27 protein-coding genes and 1 pseudogene are annotated in these 21,284 nt (G+C 58.1%); 13 read left to right on the top strand and 15 right to left on the bottom strand.

The window, feature by feature from the left end:
- Positions 1–42 precede the first annotated feature (42 nt).
- The 4 genes from rplT to thrS are packed head-to-tail and all read right to left on the bottom strand — an operon-like array spanning position 43 to position 3,157.
- Complete coding sequence (gene rplT / locus GJU48_RS15310; RefSeq protein WP_053257052.1) at positions 43–399, bottom strand: 50S ribosomal protein L20; 357 nt, start codon at positions 397–399, stop codon at positions 43–45.
- Between the two features lie 29 nt (positions 400–428).
- Positions 429–623 (bottom strand): 50S ribosomal protein L35, encoded by a 195-nt coding sequence (gene rpmI, locus GJU48_RS15315; protein ID WP_002553160.1) that lies wholly within the window; start codon positions 621–623, stop codon positions 429–431.
- Positions 624–683: 60 nt separating this feature from the next.
- A complete protein-coding gene (gene infC / locus GJU48_RS15320; protein WP_172979313.1) occupies positions 684–1,235 on the bottom strand; it encodes a translation initiation factor IF-3 in 552 nt (183 codons plus the stop codon).
- Entirely contained in the window at positions 1,235–3,157 is a 1,923-nt protein-coding gene (gene thrS / locus GJU48_RS15325) for a threonine--tRNA ligase (protein WP_024076468.1), read from the bottom strand. The genes infC and thrS overlap by 1 nt, the downstream gene beginning before the upstream one ends.
- Positions 3,158–3,525: 368 nt before the next feature.
- Here thrS and GJU48_RS15330 point away from each other — a divergent pair, with 368 nt between their 5' ends.
- Positions 3,526–3,840 (top strand): hypothetical protein, encoded by a 315-nt coding sequence (locus tag GJU48_RS15330; RefSeq protein WP_094952230.1) that lies wholly within the window; start codon positions 3,526–3,528, stop codon positions 3,838–3,840.
- A gap of 289 nt (positions 3,841–4,129) precedes the next feature.
- Positions 4,130–4,342, top strand: coding sequence for a cold-shock protein (locus tag GJU48_RS15335; protein WP_003234260.1), 213 nt, complete (start codon positions 4,130–4,132; stop codon positions 4,340–4,342).
- 74 nt (positions 4,343–4,416) lie between these two features.
- Here GJU48_RS15335 and GJU48_RS15340 read toward each other — a convergent pair whose 3' ends face one another.
- Both GJU48_RS15340 and GJU48_RS15345 read right to left on the bottom strand, forming a co-directional pair.
- Positions 4,417–4,737, bottom strand: a complete 321-nt coding sequence (locus tag GJU48_RS15340) for an I78 family peptidase inhibitor (RefSeq protein ID WP_094952231.1) — start codon at positions 4,735–4,737, stop codon at positions 4,417–4,419.
- Positions 4,738–4,881: 144 nt separating this feature from the next.
- A complete protein-coding gene (locus tag GJU48_RS15345) occupies positions 4,882–5,187 on the bottom strand; it encodes a hypothetical protein (protein WP_094952232.1) in 306 nt (101 codons plus the stop codon).
- Between the two features lie 172 nt (positions 5,188–5,359).
- Between GJU48_RS15345 and GJU48_RS15350 the strand changes: the two genes are divergently transcribed.
- The gene (locus GJU48_RS15350) at positions 5,360–5,572 is read left to right on the top strand and encodes a hypothetical protein (RefSeq protein ID WP_015884938.1); all 213 of its coding nucleotides are present in this window, start codon (positions 5,360–5,362) and stop codon (positions 5,570–5,572) included.
- A gap of 34 nt (positions 5,573–5,606) precedes the next feature.
- Here the strand turns inward: GJU48_RS15350 and GJU48_RS15355 are convergent, their stop codons facing one another.
- Genes GJU48_RS15355 through GJU48_RS15385 form a run of 7 tightly spaced genes read right to left on the bottom strand, consistent with a single transcriptional unit; the run spans position 5,607 to position 12,574 of the window.
- The gene (locus GJU48_RS15355; RefSeq protein ID WP_094952233.1) at positions 5,607–6,635 is read right to left on the bottom strand and encodes a nucleoside hydrolase; all 1,029 of its coding nucleotides are present in this window, start codon (positions 6,633–6,635) and stop codon (positions 5,607–5,609) included.
- Positions 6,636–6,661: 26 nt separating this feature from the next.
- A complete protein-coding gene (gene rbsD / locus GJU48_RS15360; protein WP_094952234.1) occupies positions 6,662–7,066 on the bottom strand; it encodes a D-ribose pyranase in 405 nt (134 codons plus the stop codon).
- Entirely contained in the window at positions 7,063–7,980 is a 918-nt protein-coding gene (gene rbsK, locus GJU48_RS15365) for a ribokinase (RefSeq protein WP_094952235.1), read from the bottom strand. The genes rbsD and rbsK overlap by 4 nt, the downstream gene beginning before the upstream one ends.
- A gap of 23 nt (positions 7,981–8,003) precedes the next feature.
- Positions 8,004–9,026: a LacI family DNA-binding transcriptional regulator gene (locus GJU48_RS15370; protein ID WP_094952236.1), complete on the bottom strand. Its 1,023-nt coding sequence runs from the start codon at positions 9,024–9,026 to the stop codon at positions 8,004–8,006.
- A 3-nt stretch (positions 9,027–9,029) separates the two neighbouring features.
- Positions 9,030–10,007 (bottom strand): ABC transporter permease, encoded by a 978-nt coding sequence (locus GJU48_RS15375; RefSeq protein ID WP_094952237.1) that lies wholly within the window; start codon positions 10,005–10,007, stop codon positions 9,030–9,032.
- Complete coding sequence (locus tag GJU48_RS15380) at positions 10,004–11,557, bottom strand: sugar ABC transporter ATP-binding protein (RefSeq protein WP_094952238.1); 1,554 nt, start codon at positions 11,555–11,557, stop codon at positions 10,004–10,006. The genes GJU48_RS15375 and GJU48_RS15380 overlap by 4 nt, the downstream gene beginning before the upstream one ends.
- Positions 11,558–11,614: 57 nt before the next feature.
- Entirely contained in the window at positions 11,615–12,574 is a 960-nt protein-coding gene (locus GJU48_RS15385) for a sugar ABC transporter substrate-binding protein (protein ID WP_094952239.1), read from the bottom strand.
- Positions 12,575–13,127: 553 nt separating this feature from the next.
- Between GJU48_RS15385 and GJU48_RS15390 the strand changes: the two genes are divergently transcribed.
- The 3 genes and pseudogenes from GJU48_RS15390 to GJU48_RS15400 all read left to right on the top strand — a co-directional run.
- Positions 13,128–14,216 (top strand): asparaginase, encoded by a 1,089-nt coding sequence (locus GJU48_RS15390; protein WP_094952240.1) that lies wholly within the window; start codon positions 13,128–13,130, stop codon positions 14,214–14,216.
- A gap of 169 nt (positions 14,217–14,385) precedes the next feature.
- The gene (locus GJU48_RS15395) at positions 14,386–14,637 is read left to right on the top strand and encodes a DUF1654 domain-containing protein (RefSeq protein WP_094952241.1); all 252 of its coding nucleotides are present in this window, start codon (positions 14,386–14,388) and stop codon (positions 14,635–14,637) included.
- 4 nt (positions 14,638–14,641) lie between these two features.
- A pseudogene (locus GJU48_RS15400) lies at positions 14,642–15,325 on the top strand (endonuclease); the annotation flags it as partial.
- A 27-nt stretch (positions 15,326–15,352) separates the two neighbouring features.
- Here GJU48_RS15400 and GJU48_RS15405 read toward each other — a convergent pair.
- Positions 15,353–15,718, bottom strand: coding sequence for an SPOR domain-containing protein (locus GJU48_RS15405; protein ID WP_094952243.1), 366 nt, complete (start codon positions 15,716–15,718; stop codon positions 15,353–15,355).
- Positions 15,719–15,980: 262 nt separating this feature from the next.
- Between GJU48_RS15405 and csrA the strand changes: the two genes are divergently transcribed.
- The 3 genes from csrA to GJU48_RS15420 all read left to right on the top strand — a co-directional run bounded on the left by csrA (position 15,981) and on the right by GJU48_RS15420 (position 17,036).
- Positions 15,981–16,175 carry a carbon storage regulator CsrA gene (gene csrA, locus GJU48_RS15410; RefSeq protein WP_003192511.1) on the top strand — a complete coding sequence of 65 codons (195 nt, stop codon included), beginning with the start codon at positions 15,981–15,983 and terminating at the stop codon, positions 16,173–16,175.
- A gap of 207 nt (positions 16,176–16,382) precedes the next feature.
- Entirely contained in the window at positions 16,383–16,646 is a 264-nt protein-coding gene (locus GJU48_RS15415) for a hypothetical protein (RefSeq protein ID WP_094952244.1), read from the top strand.
- Between the two features lie 93 nt (positions 16,647–16,739).
- Positions 16,740–17,036, top strand: a complete 297-nt coding sequence (locus tag GJU48_RS15420) for a hypothetical protein (RefSeq protein WP_094952245.1) — start codon at positions 16,740–16,742, stop codon at positions 17,034–17,036.
- Between the two features lie 18 nt (positions 17,037–17,054).
- Here GJU48_RS15420 and GJU48_RS15425 read toward each other — a convergent pair whose 3' ends face one another.
- Positions 17,055–17,732: an HAD family hydrolase gene (locus GJU48_RS15425; protein ID WP_094952246.1), complete on the bottom strand. Its 678-nt coding sequence runs from the start codon at positions 17,730–17,732 to the stop codon at positions 17,055–17,057.
- A gap of 217 nt (positions 17,733–17,949) precedes the next feature.
- Here GJU48_RS15425 and GJU48_RS15430 point away from each other — a divergent pair, with 217 nt between their 5' ends.
- The 4 genes from GJU48_RS15430 to GJU48_RS15445 all read left to right on the top strand — a co-directional run bounded on the left by GJU48_RS15430 (position 17,950) and on the right by GJU48_RS15445 (position 21,204).
- A complete protein-coding gene (locus GJU48_RS15430) occupies positions 17,950–18,720 on the top strand; it encodes an alpha/beta fold hydrolase (protein WP_094952247.1) in 771 nt (256 codons plus the stop codon).
- A 112-nt stretch (positions 18,721–18,832) separates the two neighbouring features.
- Positions 18,833–19,093 carry a DUF2790 domain-containing protein gene (locus tag GJU48_RS15435; protein ID WP_094952248.1) on the top strand — a complete coding sequence of 87 codons (261 nt, stop codon included), beginning with the start codon at positions 18,833–18,835 and terminating at the stop codon, positions 19,091–19,093.
- 42 nt (positions 19,094–19,135) lie between these two features.
- Complete coding sequence (locus GJU48_RS15440; protein WP_094952249.1) at positions 19,136–19,807, top strand: heavy metal response regulator transcription factor; 672 nt, start codon at positions 19,136–19,138, stop codon at positions 19,805–19,807.
- The gene (locus GJU48_RS15445) at positions 19,804–21,204 is read left to right on the top strand and encodes a heavy metal sensor histidine kinase (protein WP_094952250.1); all 1,401 of its coding nucleotides are present in this window, start codon (positions 19,804–19,806) and stop codon (positions 21,202–21,204) included. The genes GJU48_RS15440 and GJU48_RS15445 overlap by 4 nt, the downstream gene beginning before the upstream one ends.
- The last annotated feature ends 80 nt before the right edge of the window (positions 21,205–21,284 follow it).

The following is a 21,284-nucleotide window of genomic DNA, read 5'->3' on the forward strand; positions in this document are numbered from 1 at the left end:
CCTTGGGCTACAGGAGTAACCCAAGGTGACTGTCGGGGGTACTTAAGCCAAGGTGGCTTTAGCTTTCTCGACAATCGCAGCAAACACCGCTTTATCGTTCACGGCCAGTTCAGCCAGAACCTTACGGTCGATTTCGATGGACGCTTTTTTCAGGCCAGCGATGAAACGGCTGTAGGACAGACCGTTAACACGTGCACCAGCGTTGATACGAGCGATCCACAGAGCGCGGAACTGACGTTTTTTCTGACGACGGTCACGGTAGGCGTATTGGCCTGCCTTGATTACCGCTTGCTTGGCAACACGGAATACGCGTGAGCGTGCGCCGTAGTAGCCTTTAGCGAGTTTCAGAATTTTTTTGTGACGTTTACGGGCAATGACGCCACGCTTTACACGAGCCATGAGTTACTTCCTCTATTCTTGATCCAAAATTAACGAAGGCGCAGCATGCGCTCGACTTTTGCCACGTCAGACGGATGCAGCAAGCTGCTACCGCGCAATTGACGCTTACGCTTGGTCGACATTTTGGTCAGGATGTGGCTCTTGAAAGCGTGCTTGTGCTTGATACCGTTAGCAGTTTTCAGAAACCGCTTAGCAGCACCACTTTTAGTCTTCATCTTTGGCATGTTCGGATACTCCGCATTCAGTTGATAAACATAATCAGAAGGCCTGCCGTGCCCTGTTGATTACTTCTTCTTTTTCGGGGCGATGACCATAATCAGCTGGCGTCCTTCCATCTTAGGATGCTGCTCGACGGAACCGTACTCCAGCAGGTCACCTTCAACCCGCTTGAGGAGTTCCATCCCCAGCTCCTGGTGGGCCATCTCACGGCCGCGGAATCGCAAGGATACCTTGGCCCTGTCCCCATCACTCAGGAAACGTACCAGGTTGCGCAGTTTTACCTGGTAATCCCCTTCCTCCGTCCCTGGACGAAACTTGATTTCTTTTACTTGAATCTGCTTCTGGTTCTTCTTCGCTGCGGCAACCTGCTTCTTCTTCTCGAAGATCGACTTGCCGTAGTCCATCACCCGGCAAACGGGTGGGATTGCGTCGGCGGAGATTTCCACCAGGTCCAATTTGGACTCTTCAGCAATACGAAGCGCTTCATCAATCGAGACGATGCCAATCTGCTCGCCGTCAGCGCCAATTAACCGAACCTCGCGTGCCGAGATATTCTCGTTGATCGGGGCTTTCGGTGCAGCTCGTTTATCTTGTCTCATTTCACGCTTAATAATAATTACTCCGAATCTGGGCGACCACGCCGGGAAACCGCTTGCGCGAGGAACTCAGCGAACTGGGCGACGGGCATCGAGCCCAGGTCAGCACCTTCACGAGTACGCACAGCGACAGTCTGCATCTCGACTTCCCGATCTCCGATAACCAAAAGATAGGGAACCTTGAGCAAAGTATGCTCACGGATTTTAAAGCCGATCTTTTCATTTCTCAAGTCGGACTTGGCACGAAATCCGCTTTCGTTGAGAGTTTTTTCAACTTCAGCAGCAAAATCGGCCTGTTTATCAGTGATATTCATGATCACTGCCTGGGTCGGAGCCAGCCACGCGGGGAATGCACCCTCGTAGTGCTCGATCAGGATCCCGACAAACCGTTCGAACGAGCCGAGGATCGCCCGGTGCAGCATAACCGGGTGTTTACGGCTGTTGTCTTCGGAGACGTATTCGGCTCCCAAACGGATCGGCAGGTTAAAATCGAGCTGCAAAGTACCACATTGCCAGACACGGCCAAGACAATCTTTCAGCGAGAACTCGATTTTAGGACCGTAGAAGGCGCCCTCACCCGGCTGCAAATCGTACGCAAGGCCCGCGCTGTCTAGGGCGGCGGCCAGTGCAGCTTCGGCGCGATCCCACAGCTCGTCGGAACCGACGCGTTTTTCCGGACGAGTGGACAGCTTCATTTCGACTTCGGTGAAACCGAAATCGCGATAAACGTCCATGGTCAGCTTGATGAACGCGGCGGATTCAGCCTGCATCTGCTCTTCGGTGCAGAAGATGTGGGCGTCGTCCTGAGTGAAGCCGCGCACACGCATGATACCGTGCAGTGCACCCGATGGCTCGTTACGGTGGCAGGCACCGAACTCGGCCAGGCGCATCGGCAACTCGCGGTAGCTCTTCAGGCCCTGGTTGAACACCTGCACGTGGCACGGGCAGTTCATTGGCTTGATGGCGTAGTCGCGGTTTTCCGACTGAGTGGTGAACATGTTGTCGGCGTAGTTGGCCCAGTGCCCGGATTTCTCCCACAGGCTGCGATCAACGACCTGGGGAGTCTTGATCTCCAGGTAGCCGTTTTCGCGCTGCACTTTGCGCATGTACTGCTCGAGCACTTGGTACAGGGTCCAGCCGTTCGGGTGCCAGAACACCATCCCCGGCGCTTCTTCCTGAAGGTGGAACAGGTTCAGGCGCTTGCCGATCTTGCGGTGATCGCGCTTCTCGGCTTCTTCGATGCGCTGGATGTAGGCCGCCAGCTGCTTCTTGTCAGCCCAGGCAGTGCCGTAGATCCGCTGCAGTTGCTCGTTCTTTGCGTCGCCGCGCCAGTAGGCACCGGACAGCTTGGTCAGCTTGAACGACTTGAGGAAGCGTGTGTTCGGCACGTGCGGACCGCGGCACATGTCGACATATTCTTCATGGTAGTACAGGCCCATGGCCTGCTCGTCCGGCATGTCTTCCACCAGACGCAGCTTGTAGTCTTCGCCACGAGCAGTGAACACGTCGATCACTTCAGCCCGCGGGGTGACCTTCTTGATCACGTCGTAATCTTTTTCGATCAGCGCGTGCATGCGCTGCTCGATCGCGGCCAGGTCGTCCGGCGTGAAAGGACGTTCGTAGGCGATGTCGTAATAGAAGCCTTCATCGATGACCGGGCCGATGACCATTTTCGCCGTCGGGTACAGCTGCTTGACCGCATGGCCAATCAGGTGCGCGCAAGAGTGGCGAATGATCTCCAGCCCCTCTTGATCCTTGGGCGTGATGATTTGCAGGCTGGCGTCTGAGGTGATCAGGTCGCTGGCGTCAACCAGCTTGCCGTCGACCTTGCCGGCCACGGTGGCCTTGGCCAGGCCTGCACCAATGGATGCGGCGACCTCGGCGACTGAAACCGAATGATCGAATGAACGTTGACTGCCGTCGGGAAGAGTAATAGTTGGCATGGCGCCTCCTCTCCTAGTGGTGACCCCTACCAAAGGTCACGTGGGTTGGGATGAGCCAGTACAAGATCCAACACCAGGCCGTTCATTGCTGAACGCCTGCCTTACAGCGGCAGGAGCCTTTCGGCCAACCGATAATCGAACCAGAGTGACTGGAGTGAGCTAATAAGAAACATGGCAAGGCGGCAATTGGCACGCCCGGATTTAGCCAAGCGCAAGATCCTAGCACAGATGAACGGTCATCGCGCCGACGCTATCTTGTGTAAAGACAAATTCCAGGCTTTATAGCTGCAAAAGTGAACTTGAGTTGTACGCCACGCCTCAAACACCCCGAGAATCGCCGTTCGTCCTCGACCCAAAGGAGCATCCACATGATGCGTTTCACCTCATCCCTCGCTCTCGCCGCATCCCTGACTATTCTTTCCCTCGGCGCGCAGGCCGCTGCCCCGTCGAACTGGCCAGCGGGCGCACGTGACAGCTTCGTCAAAGACTGCAGCGCAGCTGCCAGCCAGAACGTAGACGCCAAAACCGCCAAAGACCATTGCGAATGTGGCGCGGACAAGATCAACGCCGAATTGAGCACTGCAGAAATCAAAGAGCTCATGACCAACCAGAACGCCAGCCCGCAGCTTAAAAACAAAGCTGTCGCGGCCATTTCGTCCTGCAAAGTGGTGAAGAAAAAGTAAGATCGACCACTGATCAGACGGTCGCCGTGCTGAAAAAACCGCCTGAAAACTGCTATTTCTCACAAATTACGCAGCTTTTACGGCTTTTTTTAACAGCTGATATTTCGCGCGAAAGCCCCGTAGATCGGGGCTTTCAGCCGACCAAAGCACTAAACGCAACGCTATTGATTAGCAAACAATGCCTTGGGGGGGCTCCCAAGTCGAACATTTCGACTATGATAGCTCGGTGTGCCCAGTTGGCCTGAGCAGCACAGCACTACTGAAAATATATGTTTCTTGGAGATACACCATGTCTAATCGCCAAACCGGCACCGTTAAATGGTTCAACGATGAAAAAGGCTTCGGCTTCATCACTCCTCAAGGTGGCGGTGACGACCTGTTCGTACACTTCAAAGCTATCGAAAGCGACGGTTTCAAAAGCCTGAAAGAAGGCCAAACCGTTTCCTTCGTGGCTGAGAAAGGCCAAAAGGGTATGCAAGCTGCACAGGTTCGCGGCGAGTAATTCTCCGCTGAGCTAAAAAAAACCCCGTCCATGTGACGGGGTTTTTTATGCGCGTTGCAAAAGCCGCGAGGTGCTCAGCCGCAGTTGACCCGCGTGATCACCAAGTTATCGTCGGTGCTCAGGTTCAGGCGGTCTGAGCGGTATTCCAGGGTGACCATGTCGCTAGGCCTGAGGATCCGCGCGTTCTGCGCACCGGCACGGGTACGCGCCTGATCCAGCAGTTGAGGCGAGGCTTTCTGGCCGATCACGAACTCGGCGGCTTTCGACTCACAGCGGCTATGACCGGCATCGGTCACGGCGGCGTCTTTGGCTGGCTCAGAGGCACCTGGGGTGCTGCAACCCGCCAACGCGAGTGCTGCCAACAAAGTACCGAATGATGCGAGCTTCCAAGGCATGAAGCCTCCTATGATTAAAAATGGACAGAGATCGTGCGACAGCGATCTGGCAGATTGGTTTCAAGACGTAAATCGCCCGTAGGCAAGTCTGCCTGACTCAGGACGAGCATTCGCTCAGTCAATCGTCACCAGATATGAACGTATTCAGTAGATGTCGATGTAGTCGAACGGCGGTGTTGGCCAGTTCTGCTTGAGCGCGTTGAAAATCTGCATGACCCAGACTTCATCGCTGGCCGCGACGTTACCGACGTAACCAGAACCTTTGGCCCAGGTTTCAAGACGAAACAGCAAGCCTCCAATATCAGTGCCACCCACCACCCCTGAAGAAATGTAGGCGACACCGGCCTTAGTGACCCGCAACTGCGTATGTTCATCGTCACTGGCACTGGCCAGCAGCTGACGGACAGCGTCCAGCGTCAGGTTCTCGGGGTTTTTCAAATCGATCTGCACCTAGCGTTCCCCGGCAATTAAATTGAGGCACAGTGTCGCACAGCGTCTGCCTCATCCCGAAGCATCTCATGCCTAAGTAGCAGTGCCATACGCCCGCCAAAAATGGTTAACTGCCCCGGTAAGAACCGCGTTTTAGCGCACTGCCCAGTACTTCCAACTCCGCGAGACACCCATGACCACTGTTACCCTCCAAGCCGACATCAAAGCCAAGTGGCCCCAAGGACAAAGCTCCTACAGCCCCGGAAGCCCGGAGGAGTTGGCAATCATTGGAATCGATCTGCTGGTCAAAGAGCTCGGCACTCAGGCCGCTCAGGCGTTCATCGGCCAGATATTCGAGAAATACCCGGCCGATCACATGGGCGCTCACAACCCCGAGCGCGAATAAAGAACCGGCCGGCGAACGCCGACCGGCAAACTCATTACTTCAGACGCGCCAGGCGCTCGGTCAGCAGATCGAAGAAGCCTTGGGCGTCGCCGTTCTCAACCCAGAACGCGTTCTTCGGTTGTTTCAGGCCATCGTACCAATCGACGATGGTCTGGCCGAAGGTCGGGCCTTCACGGCTGTCCACCACCACGTTCACTTCACGCCCGCTGAACAGCTCAGGCTTGAGCAGGTAGGCAATGACGGTGGCATCGTGCACTGGGCCGCCTGGGATGCCGTAGTGCTCCATGTCGCCTTTGACGTATTCATTCAGGATATCGCCAACGACTTTGCTCGCGTTGTTCTTGATGTCGGCGATCTGTTTCATCCGCGCGTCGCTGGTCAGCACCTTGTGGGTCACGTCCAGCGGCAGGTAAGTCAGCTTGACGCCACTTTTGAGCACGATCTCAGCCGCGATAGGGTCCGCGAACAAGTTGAACTCAGCCACCGGCGTGATGTTGCCGCCGTTGAAGTGCGCACCGCCCATCACCACCACTTCTTTGATGCCTTGAGTGATTTCCGGCGCCTGGGTCAGCGCCAATGCCAGGTTGGTCTGTGGGCCGAGCATGGCGATGGTAATGCTGTGCGGCTTGGCGGTGCTGAGGGTCTTGATCAGGTAATCAACGGCATTGCCCTCAGCCAGGCCTTTTTTCGGCTCGTGCACGGCAACGCCGGAGATACCTTCCTTACCGTGAATGTTCTCGGCGTAGATCGGCGTGCGCAGCATCGGTTTGGGTGCGCCTGCGTACACCGGAATATCCTCGCGCCCTGCCCACTCACGGGCCAGTCGCGCGTTACGGGAGGTTTTGTCGAGGCGCACGTTACCGGCGACGGTGGTCAGTGCACGAATGCTCAATTCCTGGGGTGAGGCCATTGCAAACAGCAACGCCACCACATCGTCGGCGCCTGGGTCGGTGTCGATGATCAGGTCGATTTTTTCCGCCGCATGGGCGCTGGCTGCAGTGAGCGCGGACAAAAGCAGGACACTCCGAAACAGGTTTTTCAGGGTTGGAAGACCACGTTGCATGAAACACTCCTTGTCGTAGGGGAACTCTAGAAGGTTACGCCGGACACCAGCGCGATATTGCAATAAGGCTGGCACTCGCCAGTGCGCACCACGGCGCGGGCCTTGCGGCTCAGTTGCTTGAATTCTTCATGGCTGACCAGACGGCGCTCGCCGAGGGCTGCCTGCTCAGTCAGGCTGTTGAGTTCGGCGAGCGCAGGCGGTTGCTTGAGCAGGATTTCTTCGGCCAACACATGGCTTTCCACCTGCATTTCGCTGAGCACAATGCGCAGGGTGCTGATGAAGTCGGGAATGCCCTGGGTTAGCGCCAGGTCGATCAGCTCGACACCTGGCGGCACAGGCAGGCCGGCATCGCCGATCACCAGGATGTCGCCGTGACCGAGAGATGCGATCACGCGCGACAGGGCAATATTGAGCAGAGGTGTCTTTTTCATGAGGGCACAAAACCTTGCACGTCGTGCAGCGTAGGAATAGAGGGTTGCGCACCGGCGCGAGTCACGGACAAGGCTGCCGCCACCTGGCCAAAGCGGATGGCCTCGGCTTCGCTCTTGCCATTGGCGAGCGCTGCGGCAAAACCACCGACAAAGGTGTCGCCGGCAGCCGTGGTATCCACCGCCTTGACCTTGGGCGCCACCAAATGCTCAAAACCTTGGCCATCGGCAAACAACGCGCCCTGAGCACCGAGGGTGATGATGACCTTGCCGGCACCCGCCTTGATCAGCTGCGTTGCGGCGACCTTGGCACTGTCGGGGGAGTCGACCGTCACGCCACTTAATGCGCTGGCTTCACTTTCATTGGGAATCAGGTAATCGATCGAGGCGTACCACTCGGCAGGCAAGGGGCCACTGGCCGGCGCCGGGTTAAGGATCACCGTTTTGCCCAATTCACGACCGCGTTTCAGGGCATGGCCTACGGTGTGCAGCGGGGTTTCCAACTGGCAGACAATCACCTCGGCGGCTTGTAACACCGCGTCAGCGACTTGCAACGAGTCGGGGGTCAGCTCACCGTTACTGCCAGCCACGATCACAATCGCGTTCTGGCTGCTGTCATCCACCACAATCAGCGCCACGCCGCTGGAACCGTCGACGGTGCTCACAGCCTGGCAATCAATGCCCTCAACCAATAAAGCCTCGCGCAACTGGGTGCCGTAGGCGTCCGTGCCGACGCAGCCGACCATCGCCACATCCGCCCCAAGACGCGCCGCAGCCACCGCCTGGTTAGCGCCCTTGCCACCGGGGACGGTGGAAAACGTTTGGCCGATCAGGGTTTCACCGGCGCGTGGCAACCGGCTGGCGCGGGTGACCAGGTCCATGTTCAAGCTGCCTATTACCACTACTTTTGCGGGCATACATCATTACTCATCAATTCGGTTCAGCGGTATTGGGCGAACACACCGGCAAAGGGCGCCGTCGACTCACGCAAAACAATACTCGGCGTCACGATGCGTTGATCGATCGGCAGTTGGGGTGTTGCAATTCGTCGCAGTAAAAGCTCGGCGGCCGTCTCGCCCAGTTGCACGATCGACTGCCCGACCGTGGTCAACGCGGGGTACACGTAACGGCCCATTTGAATATCATCGAACCCGATCACCGACAGCTCGCCAGGCACGCGAATATTGCGCTCGGCCGCGGCACGTAACACGCCGAAACCAATCATATCGTTACTGGCGAATATCGCGCTGGGCGGATTTTCCGACAGCAACTGCACCGCCGCCGCATATCCGCCGGTGCTGGTGAAGTCGCTTTCCAAGGTGCGATTCGCCGCCACTTCCACGCCCGCCTCACGCAGCGCGCGGTGATACCCCGCCAAACGCATCTGCGCCACGCGGGTGTGGCCGGGGCCACCGATACAGGCGATGTCGCGGTGACCGAGTTCGAGCAAGTGCCGGGTCGCGAGGTAAGCGCCCTCCTCGTGGTCGATGCGCACCAGGTCGACATCAATGCCGTCCAGCGCACGGTCGACGATCACCATGGGCGTGCGCACCGCACTCAAGCCAGCGGCGAGGCCACTGTCGTCGCCCCCCACCGAGGTGACGATCAAGCCGTCGATGCGTTTCTCCAGCAACACGCGCAAATAACTGCGCTGCTTTTCAGCGTTGTCGTCGGAGTTGCAGAGGATCACGCAATAGCCATTACGCTCGCAGTAATCCTCGATCCCCCGGGCCAACTCCGCAAAATACGGGTTCAGACTGTTGGGCACCAACAAGCCGATGGTGGCGGTAGTCTTGGCCTTGAGCGATCGCGCGACCGCACTCGGCACGTAGTCGAGCTGCTTGATCGCCGCCTCCACCTTGATCCGCACAGGTTCGCTGACCGGCCGCGTCTTGTTCACCACATGCGACACGGTGGTGTAGGAAATACCTGCAAGCGCTGCCACATCCTTGATCGTTGCCATGGTTTAGCCCCGCCGACTGGCGCGCTGGCTGCGGTAGGTGTCGAGGACTACAGCAATCACGATCACAGCACCGGTGATGATGCGTTTGGTGGGCTCGGTGGCACCGATCTGCGCAAGGCCGGCGGCCAATACCGAAATAATCAACACACCGAAGAACGTACTGATGACCGAACCGCGCCCGCCCATCAGGCTGGTACCGCCGATGACCACAGCGGCGATCACCTGCAGTTCAAGGCCGGAGCCGGCATTCGGGTCCGCCGCTTCCAGGCGCGAAATCTGGAACAGCGCCGCCACACCGGCCAACAGGCCCATCAGGCTGAACACCAGGATCTTGTAGGGCTTTGGATTGATCCCGGCCAGGCGCACGGCCTCTTCGTTGGTGCCGATACCGATCAGGTAGCGACCAAACACCGTGCGCGTCAACACCAACTGAGCGGCGATGATCACCAGCAGGGCGATGATAAACGACGGTGAAATCCCGAAGGCAACCGGGTTCGACAGCCAGGCATACGAGTCACCGATATAGGCGGTGCGCGAGCCGGTCATCTGGTAGGCCACGCCACGCGCCATTTCCAGCACACCGAGCGACACGATGAACGACGGAATGCGCCAAGCCACGGTGATCGAGCCCGTGATGGTGCCAGCCAACGCGGCGCAGCCCATGCCGAGCAGCGCTGCCGGCAGAACGCTCCAGCCCCAGCCGAGAATCGCCACACTGACCGCCGATGCGGCCAATGCCAGCACCGAACCTACCGACAGGTCGATGCCGCCGATGATCAGGATGAACGTCATGCCCACCGCCAGCACCATCAGGTCCGGAATCTGGTTGGCCAGGGTGCTGAAGGTGTCATAGGACAGGAAGTGGTCGCTCAGCACCGAGAACAGCGCAATCATCGCCAACAAAGCGCCGGCCAGCCCCAGGTAGGTGCCCAGGCCGTAGAAGTTACCGCCGGTTTTACCGGGGGAAGTTGTGGTTTTCATGGGGTTTCCCTAAGCACTGCGTCATTGAGCAGCGCGTCACGTTTTTGGTAGCCGGCAAAGGCGGCGGCGAGCAATTCGTCCTGGGTCCAGCTGTCGCGCTCGAAGGTCTCGATCAGGCGCCCGGCGGACAACACACCGATGCGGTCGCAGATCAGCATCAGTTCCCGCAGATCACTGGAGACCACCACCAGCGCTTTGCCCTGGCGAGTCAATTCGCCGAGCAAGGCATAAATGTCGAACTTGGCGCCGACGTCGATACCCCGAGTCGGTTCATCGAACAGCATCACCGCGCAATCGCGCTCCAGCCAACGGCCGATCACGACTTTCTGCTGGTTGCCCCCCGACAGCTCGGACACCAGCTGCGCCGGGCTGGAGCTGCGAATGCGCATGGCATCGATCTGACGCTTGGCCAAGGCGGTTTCGTCGCGGCTGTTCACCACTCCGCCGCCGGAGATTTCCGGCATGTTGCCCAAGGCAATGTTGGCGCTGATGGACTGGGTCAGCAGCAGGCCTTCGCCCTTGCGGTCTTCGGTGATCAGGGCGATGCCATGGCCGACCGCATCCACCGGGGAACGGATACTCACCACCTTGGCCGGCGAACCCAAGGCGACAGTGCCGCTGTCCGCCAGGTCCGCGCCGAAGATCAGTCGCAACAACTCAGTGCGGCCAGCGCCGATCAGGCCGGAGATGCCATAGATCTCACCGGCGCGCACTTCAAAGGACACATCGCGAACCTTGTCCGAGCGGGTCAACCCTTTCACGGTCAAGGCGGGACCGCCGATGGTGCGCGGGCCCAGGTCGATTTTTTCACCCAACTCGCGACCAACCATCAAGGTGACCAGTTGCTCACTGTTGTAATTGGCCATCGGCTCGACGCAGACCAGCTTGCCGTCGCGCAATACCGCAATACGCTGGGCGACACGGGCCAGTTCTTCCAGCCGGTGCGAAATATAAATGATCGCCACGCCTCGGGCCTGCAGGCGGGTGATTTGCTCAAAGAGCATTTCGACTTCACGCGCGGTCAGCATCGCCGTGGGCTCGTCGAGGATCAGAACATGGCAGTCGCCGATCAGGTTGCGGGCGATTTCGACCATTTGTTGATGGCCAATGCCCAAGGTGCCAACCAGGGTGTCCGGGTCGATCGCATCCAGGCCGACCTGGGCCATAGCCTCGATCGCGGCTTTGCGCAATTGCTTGCGGCTGATCCAACCACATTTGCTGGGCAGGTTATCCAGGAACAGGTTTTCGGCCACGGTCAGTGTTGGCAGCAGATTGAGTTCCTGCATGACCATGCGCACGCCCAGCTCTTCAGCCTGGGTGCGGCTGCCGGGGCGGAAATCCTGACCATTGAACTGCATGTGCCCGGTGGTCGGCGTGACCAGCCCGCCGATAATTTTCGACAGCGTACTTTTACCTGCACCGTTCTCACCGGTCAGCGCCAGCACTTCCCCGCGATTGAGCGTGAGGGTGATGTCGGATAGAACCGGTTGGGCATAGGTCTTGCCGATACCGCTGACCGAGAGGACAGCGTTCGGGGCGGAAGATGACATAGGAAAATCTCCAGGCGCCCGCTCAGGACGAGCGGGCGCTGTTGGGTACTGCCAGGATTACTTCTTGAGAACGAGTTCGACCGGGGTTTCGATCACGCCATCTTTGGCATCGACTTTCTCACCCTTGACCAGCTTGAGCGCGTTCTGGATACCGAACACGGCCTGCTGAGCAGCGGCCTGGTCGGCGGTCGCCAAGACCCGGCCGTCCTGCAACATCGGCTTGATGGCTTCAATGTTGTCGTAGCCCACGACCAGCACTTTGCCGGCCTTGCCCGCTGCACGTACGGCAGAGACAGCGCCCAGCGCCATGTTGTCGTTACCGGCCAACAGTGCCTTGAGGTCCGGGTATTCGCTCAACATGGCAGACGCGACTTTCTGGCCCTGGTCGATTTCCCAGTTGCCCGATTGGGTGGAGACAATCTTCATACCCGCGGCGTCCATCGCATCCTTGTAGCCTGCGGTGCGCTGTTGGGCGTTGGTGGTGGTCGGTACACCTTCAATGATGCCGACTTTATCGCCCGAGGCCAGTTGTTTGGCCAGGTAGTCACCCACCAGCTTGGAGCCTTTGCGGTTGTCCGGGCCTACGAACGGGATATTGAGGTTTTTGCTTTTCAGTACGTCCGGATCCAGGCGGTTGTCGATGTTGACGATCTTGATGCCGGCATCGGAAGCTTTCTTCAGCACGGTCACCAATGCCTTGGAGTCGGCAGGGGCGATCACGATGGCGTTTACTTTGGCGAGGATCATCTGGTTGACGATATCGATCTGTGCACTGGTATCGGTTTCGTTCTTGATACCGTTGGTGATCATGTCAAAGTCGGCGGCGTGTTCTTTCTGATAGGACTTGGCGCCGTCCTGCATGGTGACGAAGAATTCATTGGCGAGGGATTTCATCACCAGGCCGACCTTGGGTTTGGCGGCGGCGTCATCAGCAAATGCAGAGGAAATAGGTAGAGCAGCGGATGCGGCAGCAAGCACAGCGACAGCAAGAAGACGTCCAGCAAATGGCAGCTTCATGGGTTCACTCCGATCTTATGATTATTGTGAGCAACGCTTGCACAATGAAACATCTCGCAAACGTTTGCGTTGTTCAAACTATGAGAACCTTGCCGAGATTTGTCAACGGGTGAAAAACGTCTCACCGTTGTTCAAACTATGAGAACCTTGCCGAGATTTGTCAACGGGTGAAAAACGTCTTTCATCCAAGCCCTTTGGCCTCTGCACCTACGCCCTACCATTGATCTGATTAAACATCGCCCTCCCCCAGTCGTTCTCTAAAGCGACAGGCCGTGACACCCAGGTCATACACAACCTGTCGATATTCCATCGTGGTTTTCGGACAACCGAACGTAATACTGTCTTGTCGTTCGGAAAGCCGGACAGGCGTCTTTCCGATCAATCTGAAAAATCAACATAAATTGTTTTAAATCAACACGTTAAATTATATTTACAGACACAATCGGCTTGGTACAAATCCTGCTCTTTCTCAGCACCTCGGCGGCGTTCAGAACTGCCCGGGTGTTCTAGATGAACCGGCTACAGCACTCATCAAAAGCCAGAGAGAAAAATAATGAAATCTGCACTGAAGACCTTTGTTCCGGGCGCCCTCGCCCTCCTGCTGCTGTTCCCCGTTGCCGCCCAGGCAAAGGACGTTGAAACCAAGACCAAACTGTCCAATGTGGTGATTCTCGCCACCGGCGGCACAATTGCCGGGGCCGGCGCCAGCGCCGCCAACAGCGCTACCTACCAGGCGGCCAAAGTCGGCATCGAGCAGTTGATCGCCGGTGTTCCTGAGCTTAGCCAGATCGCCAATGTGCGCGGCGAGCAAGTGATGCAAATTGCTTCCGAAAGCATCAACAATGAAAACCTGCTGCAACTGGGTCGCCGTGTTGCTGAACTGGCCGACAACAAGGACGTGGACGGCATCGTCATCACCCACGGTACCGACACCCTGGAAGAAACCGCCTACTTCCTGAACTTGGTGGAAAAAACCGACAAGCCAATCGTGGTAGTCGGCTCGATGCGCCCAGGCACCGCGATGTCGGCAGACGGCATGCTTAACCTGTACAACGCCGTGGCCGTGGCCAGCAGCAAAGACGCACGCGGCAAGGGCGTGCTAGTCACCATGAACGACGAGATCCAATCGGGTCGCGACGTCAGCAAGATGATCAACATCAAGACCGAAGCGTTCAAGAGCCCATGGGGCCCACTGGGCATGGTGGTTGAAGGCAAATCCTACTGGTTCCGCCTGCCTGCCAAGCGCCACACCATGGATTCTGAATTCGACATCAAGACCATCAAGAGCCTGCCGGACGTGGAAATCGCCTACGGTTACGGCAACGTGAGTGACACCGCCGTCAAGGCCCTGGCCCAGGCCGGCGCCAAAGCCATCATCCATGCGGGTACCGGCAACGGTTCGGTGTCTTCCAAGGTAGTGCCTGCCCTGCAGGAACTGCGCAAGCAAGGCGTGCAGATCATTCGCTCTTCCCACGTGAATGCCGGCGGTTTCGTACTGCGCAATGCCGAACAGCCTGACGACAAGTACGACTGGGTGGCTGCCCATGACTTGAACCCGCAGAAAGCGCGGATTCTGGCGATGGTTGCCCTGACCAAGACCCAGGACAGCAAAGAGCTGCAACGGATGTTCTGGGAATATTGATTCCTGGTGACACCTGTAGGGGCGAGTTTACTCGCCTCTATCTCCCCACACCGCCCCGCTACAGCCGCCCTCGAATGCCTACGCCCTCGAATGCCTTGAATTTTAAGCAGTTGCGAAATTCCTCATAGTTAAATACTGTATACACATACAGCAAACTAAGGAATGCTCCGTGGCAAAGTCCTCTTCCGCAGCACCAACCCCACCTGATGCCTACGCAAGCCTGGCCGTTCGCGTGCAAAAAATCATCAATTCGACCAATGCCCAGAAAGCCAAGGCAGCGTTGATCTTCCGTTTGCCGGAGGAACCGGAAGAGGAATGGGCGCGCTTGCTGGAAGAAATTGCAGAGAACGACAACGTCACCCTCGCCTATCGGGACGACGGCGGCGTGCAAATTTTCTGGGTTGTGCCGAAGGAAGATTGATTCAATGAGTGCCCGCTTGACTGCTTTGTTTTGTTTGTTTTTTGCCATTAGCGCCAACGCCCAGGCGCCTCGAACCTTCAGCGAAGCCAAGAAAGTCGCCTGGAAGCTCTACGCCCCACAATCCACGGAGTTTTACTGCGGCTGCAAATACACCGGCAACCGGGTGAATTTGAAAGCCTGCGGTTACATCCCACGCAAAAATGCCAACCGCGCCGCACGTATCGAATGGGAGCATATCGTCCCGGCCTGGCAGATCGGGCACCAGCGCCAGTGCTGGCAGAACGGTGGGCGCAAAAACTGTACGCGCGTTGATGACGTGTTCAAGCGCGCCGAAGCGGACTTGCACAACTTGGTGCCGAGCATCGGTGAGGTTAATGGCGACCGTAACAACTTCAGTTTTGGCTGGCTGCCGGTTCAACGCGGTCAGTACGGCTCATGCCTGACCCAGGTGGACTTCAAGGCCAAGAAGGTCATGCCGCGCCCATCCATTCGCGGGATGATTGCCCGAACGTATTTCTACATGAGCAAACAATACGGCCTGCGCCTGTCCAAACAGGATCGCCAACTGTACGAGGCTTGGAACAAGACTTACCCGGTGCAAGCCTGGGAACGCCAGCGCAACCAAACGGTGGCTTGTGTAATGGGGCGTGGCAATGAGTTTGTCGGCGCAGTGAACCTGAAGGCCTGCGGCGGAGGTGGCTCGCCAGCCCCTACGTTACTGCGCAGTCTTGTGCTCGATAACCTGCGACTCGGTGTCGTTTTTCTTGGCGCGGGCCAGCTTTTCGGTCAATAGCGCCTGCTTGGCTTCGGCCTCGGCCTTGCTGGCGAACGGCCCCAGCAATACCTCATCCTTGCCGTCTACCTTTACGATGTAAAAATTGAACCCATGTTCCAGCAACCAGGCGGTCAGGTCAGTGAGTGCCTGCAGCTTGTGGTCCGGCGGCCCGACCCAAACGTCCCATTCCTGAGCGGCAATCGCACCGATTTGTGGCTGGCTTTCAGTCACGGCAGGCTTGGCCTTGGGCGCTTCGACAGGTTTGCCTTCACCGCAACCAGCCAATGCCAACACCGCCATTGCCATCGCTACTTTACGCACTGCGCTGCTCCTTTAAGGATAAAGAGGCAACTTTATCATTCACTGTCTATTCTGGCCGTCATAAACGTTGGCTTAAACAATGCGAATGATGTATCGCAGACCTGTATGATGCCGGCATGGGAATTAATGTCGCCTCTATGCGTCCTAAAAGAGGCAGTCACAGGGAAGCGCTTAGCAGTAAGCTACACACATCCGACACCTGCCCTGTCTGAAACATGTGTCCTTAAAAGTAATCAAGGAGAAGTCCATGCTTATACTCACCCGCAAAGTCGGTGAAAGCATAAACATCGGTGATGACATTACGATCACCATCCTGGGCGTTAGCGGCCAGCAAGTACGAATCGGCATCAACGCACCCAAGGACGTTGCCGTGCATCGCGAGGAGATTTACCAGCGCATCCAGGCCGGCCTGACTGCACCGGACAAAAACCAGACGCCTTGAAGCGCCCTCAGTAGCCAGCCTTTTCGTTCACTGTAACGGCTGGCGAAGACCCTTTCGGCCTCTTAGCGCTTTCTTGCGCCCAGAGCCTCGTCTCTTCATCGTCAGTACAAGATGAAACCTTCTTCACTCCTGAAACTTGTGGCGGGCTGCACAGCCAAATCTTGTGACCCATTCTGCCGACATCTGAGCGCACTCAGGAGTACGTCGATGAGGCGCACCTCAATGCAACACTTTGTCACCCATTCCTGGATGATCGCACTGCTGATCGCGCTGGTTTTTGCAGGCCTGGAATATGGCTTGAGGTACGAGATTGAAGGTACAAGTGCCAGTGACGCTCCCCCCTGGCTGGACCTGACGCTGTTCTTGTGCGGCTACCTGTTTGTGTTCTGTTTAAAGCCAATACAGGTGACCATCCAACGCAAATTGTGCCAGCGAGCAGATCACCGCACACATCAAAAGTCTGTAGGCTGATGGGCGGTAACACGCTATCAAATCGCCGGTATTTACAGCCCCGTAGCAAGATCTGTGCTTGGGCTTGCACGATCAGTCATAGGCATTAAGCAGATGGATACCCTCAGCAAATCCCAGATCGAATCTGCACTGGCAGCCCGTCTGCCCAGCTACAAAATCACCTGTACGCTCCACGCCGACAGCACACTCTCGGCCATCCTGAGTGGCCCGCAGACCGACCATTTTGCGATTACCGGAACCGTGCGCGCGCATTATCACGGCGTCGAAGCGATTGCCCGGCTTGCCAATGAAATCCTCAGGGAGAGGGTGATGTCGCGCCAGGGAATGCGCAGCAACCGGCTGCAAACTTCACCTGATCACACCTCTTCGCAAGAAGGCAAAGACCGGTAACGGCTCGGCTTTTTCGTTTCAGCCCGCGACGTTCTGCAAACACAGCATGCCGTCACCATCGCGCAGGACCTGCACCTGCTCATACCCATTAATAGCAGCATGCTGTGTGACCATCGGCGTCAGGTGCGTCGAAGTCACCACCACTACCGTCGCTCCCGCCGCCTCCCCTGCTCGAATGCCCACCGGCGCATCCTCGAACACCAGGCAGTCCTGCACGGGTACGCCCAGACGCTGCGCGCCCAGCACATAGCAGGCCGGGTCCGGCTTGCCGCGCCCCACATCTTCGGCCGTGACCAGCACCGCCGGCGGGGAAATACCCGCAGCTTGCAGCCTGCGTAAGGCCAGCTCCTTGGGCGCAGAGGTCACCAACGCCCATTGATCGCCGGGCAAACGGTTTAAAAATTCGATGGCGCCGGGAAGCGCAACAACACCCTCGACATCATTCAACTCCGCCTCGGTGATCCACTGCGCTTCAGCCTCAGGATCGACGCCGGGAAGCGCTTGACGGGTAATGGTATCGATGGCCCGTGCACCATGAATAGTGCTCAAGAAGGCCACCACATCCAGGCCGTGGCGTTCAGCCCAGATGCTCCATACCCGCTCAGCAGCAGCGATAGAGTTGAGCAGGGTCCCATCCATATCGAACAGGAAGGCGCGGAAACGTTGGGTAAATACGGCTGGACCGGGACTGGACACTGCTTGGCTTCCTTTTAATCGGTAACAGATGCTGACCCCGATGCAATCTACGGCTCCCCTCCGTGCTTGTAAACGCTGAGCACGAATACCCATTCCAATCCATTACACGCTTGTAATGAAGCTGTAAGTCTCATCAGCACCCTCACTTCATACAGTGGAGTCCTCAGTCACCTACACCGGTTGACGCCGCTTCCCACTGATGAAAAGGGTCCAAGCCATGAAACCTGCCAGCAAACTCTGCCTGATCGCCGCCAGCCTGTTGATACTGGGCACCGGTACCGCCATGGCCAGCACGGTCTCGCCGGTCAAAGCCAACAACGTAGTGCTGGTCCACGGCTCCTGGGCTGACGGTTCAAGCTGGTCCGAGGTGATCACCCGGCTCCAGGCTGCCGGCCTGCACGTGACCGCCGTACAAAACCCGCTGACCTCGGTAGCCGATGACGTCGCCGCCACCCACCGCGTGCTGGACCAACAGGACGGCCCTACCGTGCTGGTCGGCCATTCCTACGCCGGTACCGTGGTCAGCGACGCCGGGGTCGACCCGAAGGTCAGCGCACTGGTGTACGTCGCCGCCCGCGCGCCGGACGCCAACGAAGACTTCGTCGCACTCTCCGCCCAATACCCGACCATGCCAGTGCGTGCCGGCGTGGAGGATCACAACGGCTACCTCACCCTGAACCAGGACGCCTTCCTCAAGTACTTCGCCGCCGACGTGCCGCGCGCCAAGGCGCTGGAGCTGTACGCCGTGCAACAACCGATCACCAAGACGTTGTTCAGCGGCCGCACCGTCAACGCCGCCTGGCACACCAAGCCGTCCTGGTACGCCGTGTCGAGCAACGACCAGACCATCAGCCCAGACCTGGAACGCTTCCTCGCCAAACGCATGAACGCCACCACCCTCGAGCTGCCGTCCAGCCACTTGTCGCTGGTGTCCCACGCCAAGGAAATCACCGACCTGATCCTCGAAGCGTCCGGTCGACAACCTTAAATCCCTTCATTACGAACTTGTCATGATCCTGTTGGTTGGCTGTTTGGGGCGCCTGGTTACTGTGAACTCACTGCCAAGACCCGGCAGCCAACCCTTAAAGAGAGCTACTGCCATGAAACTGTTTACCTTAGGCTTTGCCGCTTTGCTTGCCAGCGGTTCCGCGTTTGCCGCCGACACAACCCCTGCCACGAGCGTGATCCACGACAAGACCGGTTTTTTCGTGCACCTGGACGTCGATAAAGTGCTGTCGAGCACCGACACCTACGGCCAATGCGGCATCGTCCCCGCCCGCCTCGACTACCTCGACCACCAAGGCCGTGAACATGTGCTGGACTACCAGGTACAGGGCACCGGTTGCGCCAGTGACAATTGATCGGGCTACACTTGCGCCACGCACAGCACCAGGGCATTTCCCATGAACATCCTCGTAGTCGAAGACGAACCCAAGGCCGGCAATTACTTACTCAACGGCCTGCAGGAACTGGGTTACTCCGTGAGCCTTGCCCGTGATGGCGTGGACGGGTTGCACCAGGCGCTGGAAACGCCATTCGACGTGATCGTGCTGGATGTAATGATGCCAAAAATGGACGGTTGGGAAGTGCTGCGCCGCCTGCGCAAAGAAGCCGACACGCCGGTGCTGTTCCTGACCGCCCGTGACGACATCGCCGACCGCATCAAAGGCCTGGAACTGGGCGCCGACGATTACTTGATCAAGCCGTTCTCCTTCGCCGAGCTGGTCGCGCGCTTGCGCACCCTGACCCGTCGCGGCCCGAGCCGCGAAGAAGAACACCTTCACATCGCCGACCTGCAAATCGACGTACTCAAACGTCGCGTCACCCGCGCCGGTACGCGCATCACCCTGACCAATAAGGAGTTCGCCCTGCTGCACCTGTTCGCCACCCATCAAGACCAAGTGCTGTCACGCTCGATGATTGCCTCGCGCGTCTGGGACATGAATTTCGACAGCGACACGAATGTGGTCGATGTCGCCGTGCGGCGACTGCGCCTGAAAATCGATGACCCGTTCCAGCTCAAGTTGATCCACAGCGTGCGCGGCATTGGCTACCGCTTCGACACGCAGCCATGAACACTCGCCGCCACTATTCGCTGACCCTGCGCCTGGCGCTGATCTTCGCCCTGCTCGCCTTCGCCCTGCTGGCCACCCTGGGCGTGGCGCTGTACCGCGAGCTTGAGCGTGAACTGATCAAGCGTGACGACGCGGCGCTGATCTATCGCGCCGACCAGTTGCGCAACCTACTCAACGACAGCAACACCCTGGACCTGATCAAGACCAAGCCGGAGCTGTTCCAGAACATGCTGGGCAACAGCGAGTCGGTGCTAAGCATCGCGGCGCCCGGCCAGAAGCCATTGCTGCTGGTTAACCCAGGCAACATCGACATGCCGTCCGTGCCTCCTGTGCCAAAAGACCATGAACTGGGCTTTTCCGACGTGCACCATTTACCCGGCGTTAACGGCGTACCCTTCGCCACCGTGGCCGCCTCCATCGACTCGGGCGACCTTGGCAGCCTGCAGGTCACCACCGGGCGCTTGATGACCGAACGCACCGCGATGCTCGCCAACTATCGCTTGAGCGTGTTTGTCCTGGCCAGCATCGCAGCGGTCATCCTCGCCTTAGTCGGTTACCTGCTGGTGTACCGTGGGCTGCTGCCATTGCGGCGCCTGGCCACACACGCCCAAGGCATCGGCGTAGGCAACCTGGCCGAACGCCTCGACAGCCACGGCGCGCCGAAAGAGCTGCTGCCGATGATCGACTCGTTCAACACCATGCTCGAGCGGCTGGCCAAGGGTTTTGTGCAACTGGGCCAGGTGTCCACCGACATGGCTCACGAACTGCGCACGCCGATCAACAACCTGCTGGGCGAAACCCAAGTCGCCTTGCAGCAGAGCCGCACTATCGAGAGCTACCAGCAACTGCTGGCTTCCAACGTCGAAGAGCTCGAACGATTGGCGCGGATGCTCGACAACATGCTGTTCCTTGCCCGCACCGACCCGGCCAGCGCCCTGCGCCAGCGCCAGGAACTCAGTGCGGCGGATGAAGTGCAACGGATGACTGACTACTTCGACGGGTTGGCGAGCGATGTGGGTATCAGCATTCTCGCGCAGGGCGAAGGGTTGATCTGGGCCGAACCGATGCTGTTGCGCCGGGCGCTGGCAAACTTGTGTGCCAACGCCATCAAGTACGGCGCGCCGGGTTCGGAGCTGGTCATTCGAGCGACGCCCACTGCAGAAGGCATCAGCCTGAGCGTCAGCAACAGGGGCGAAACCATCCCCGCCGAGCATCTGCCCAGGTTGTTTGAGCGATTCTACCGGGTAGACGAATCACGGGAACGTTCAGCCCAGTCCAATGGGCTGGGGTTATCGATTGTTGCCACCATCATGCAATTGCATAACGGTCGTTACAGCGTCACCAGCCAGGCGGGGGTGACCTGTTTTGAGTTGTTTTTCCCGAGGCGGGAAGCCTGAAAGCCCCGACCAGAACCGTGTGTTATTTTGCAAAAAATTGTCGCTCACAATGAGCGTCGACTCCGACTATTCTTCTTTCC

It is taken from the genome of Pseudomonas sp. IB20 (genome assembly GCF_009707325.1).
Lineage (GTDB): Bacteria > Pseudomonadota > Gammaproteobacteria > Pseudomonadales > Pseudomonadaceae > Aquipseudomonas.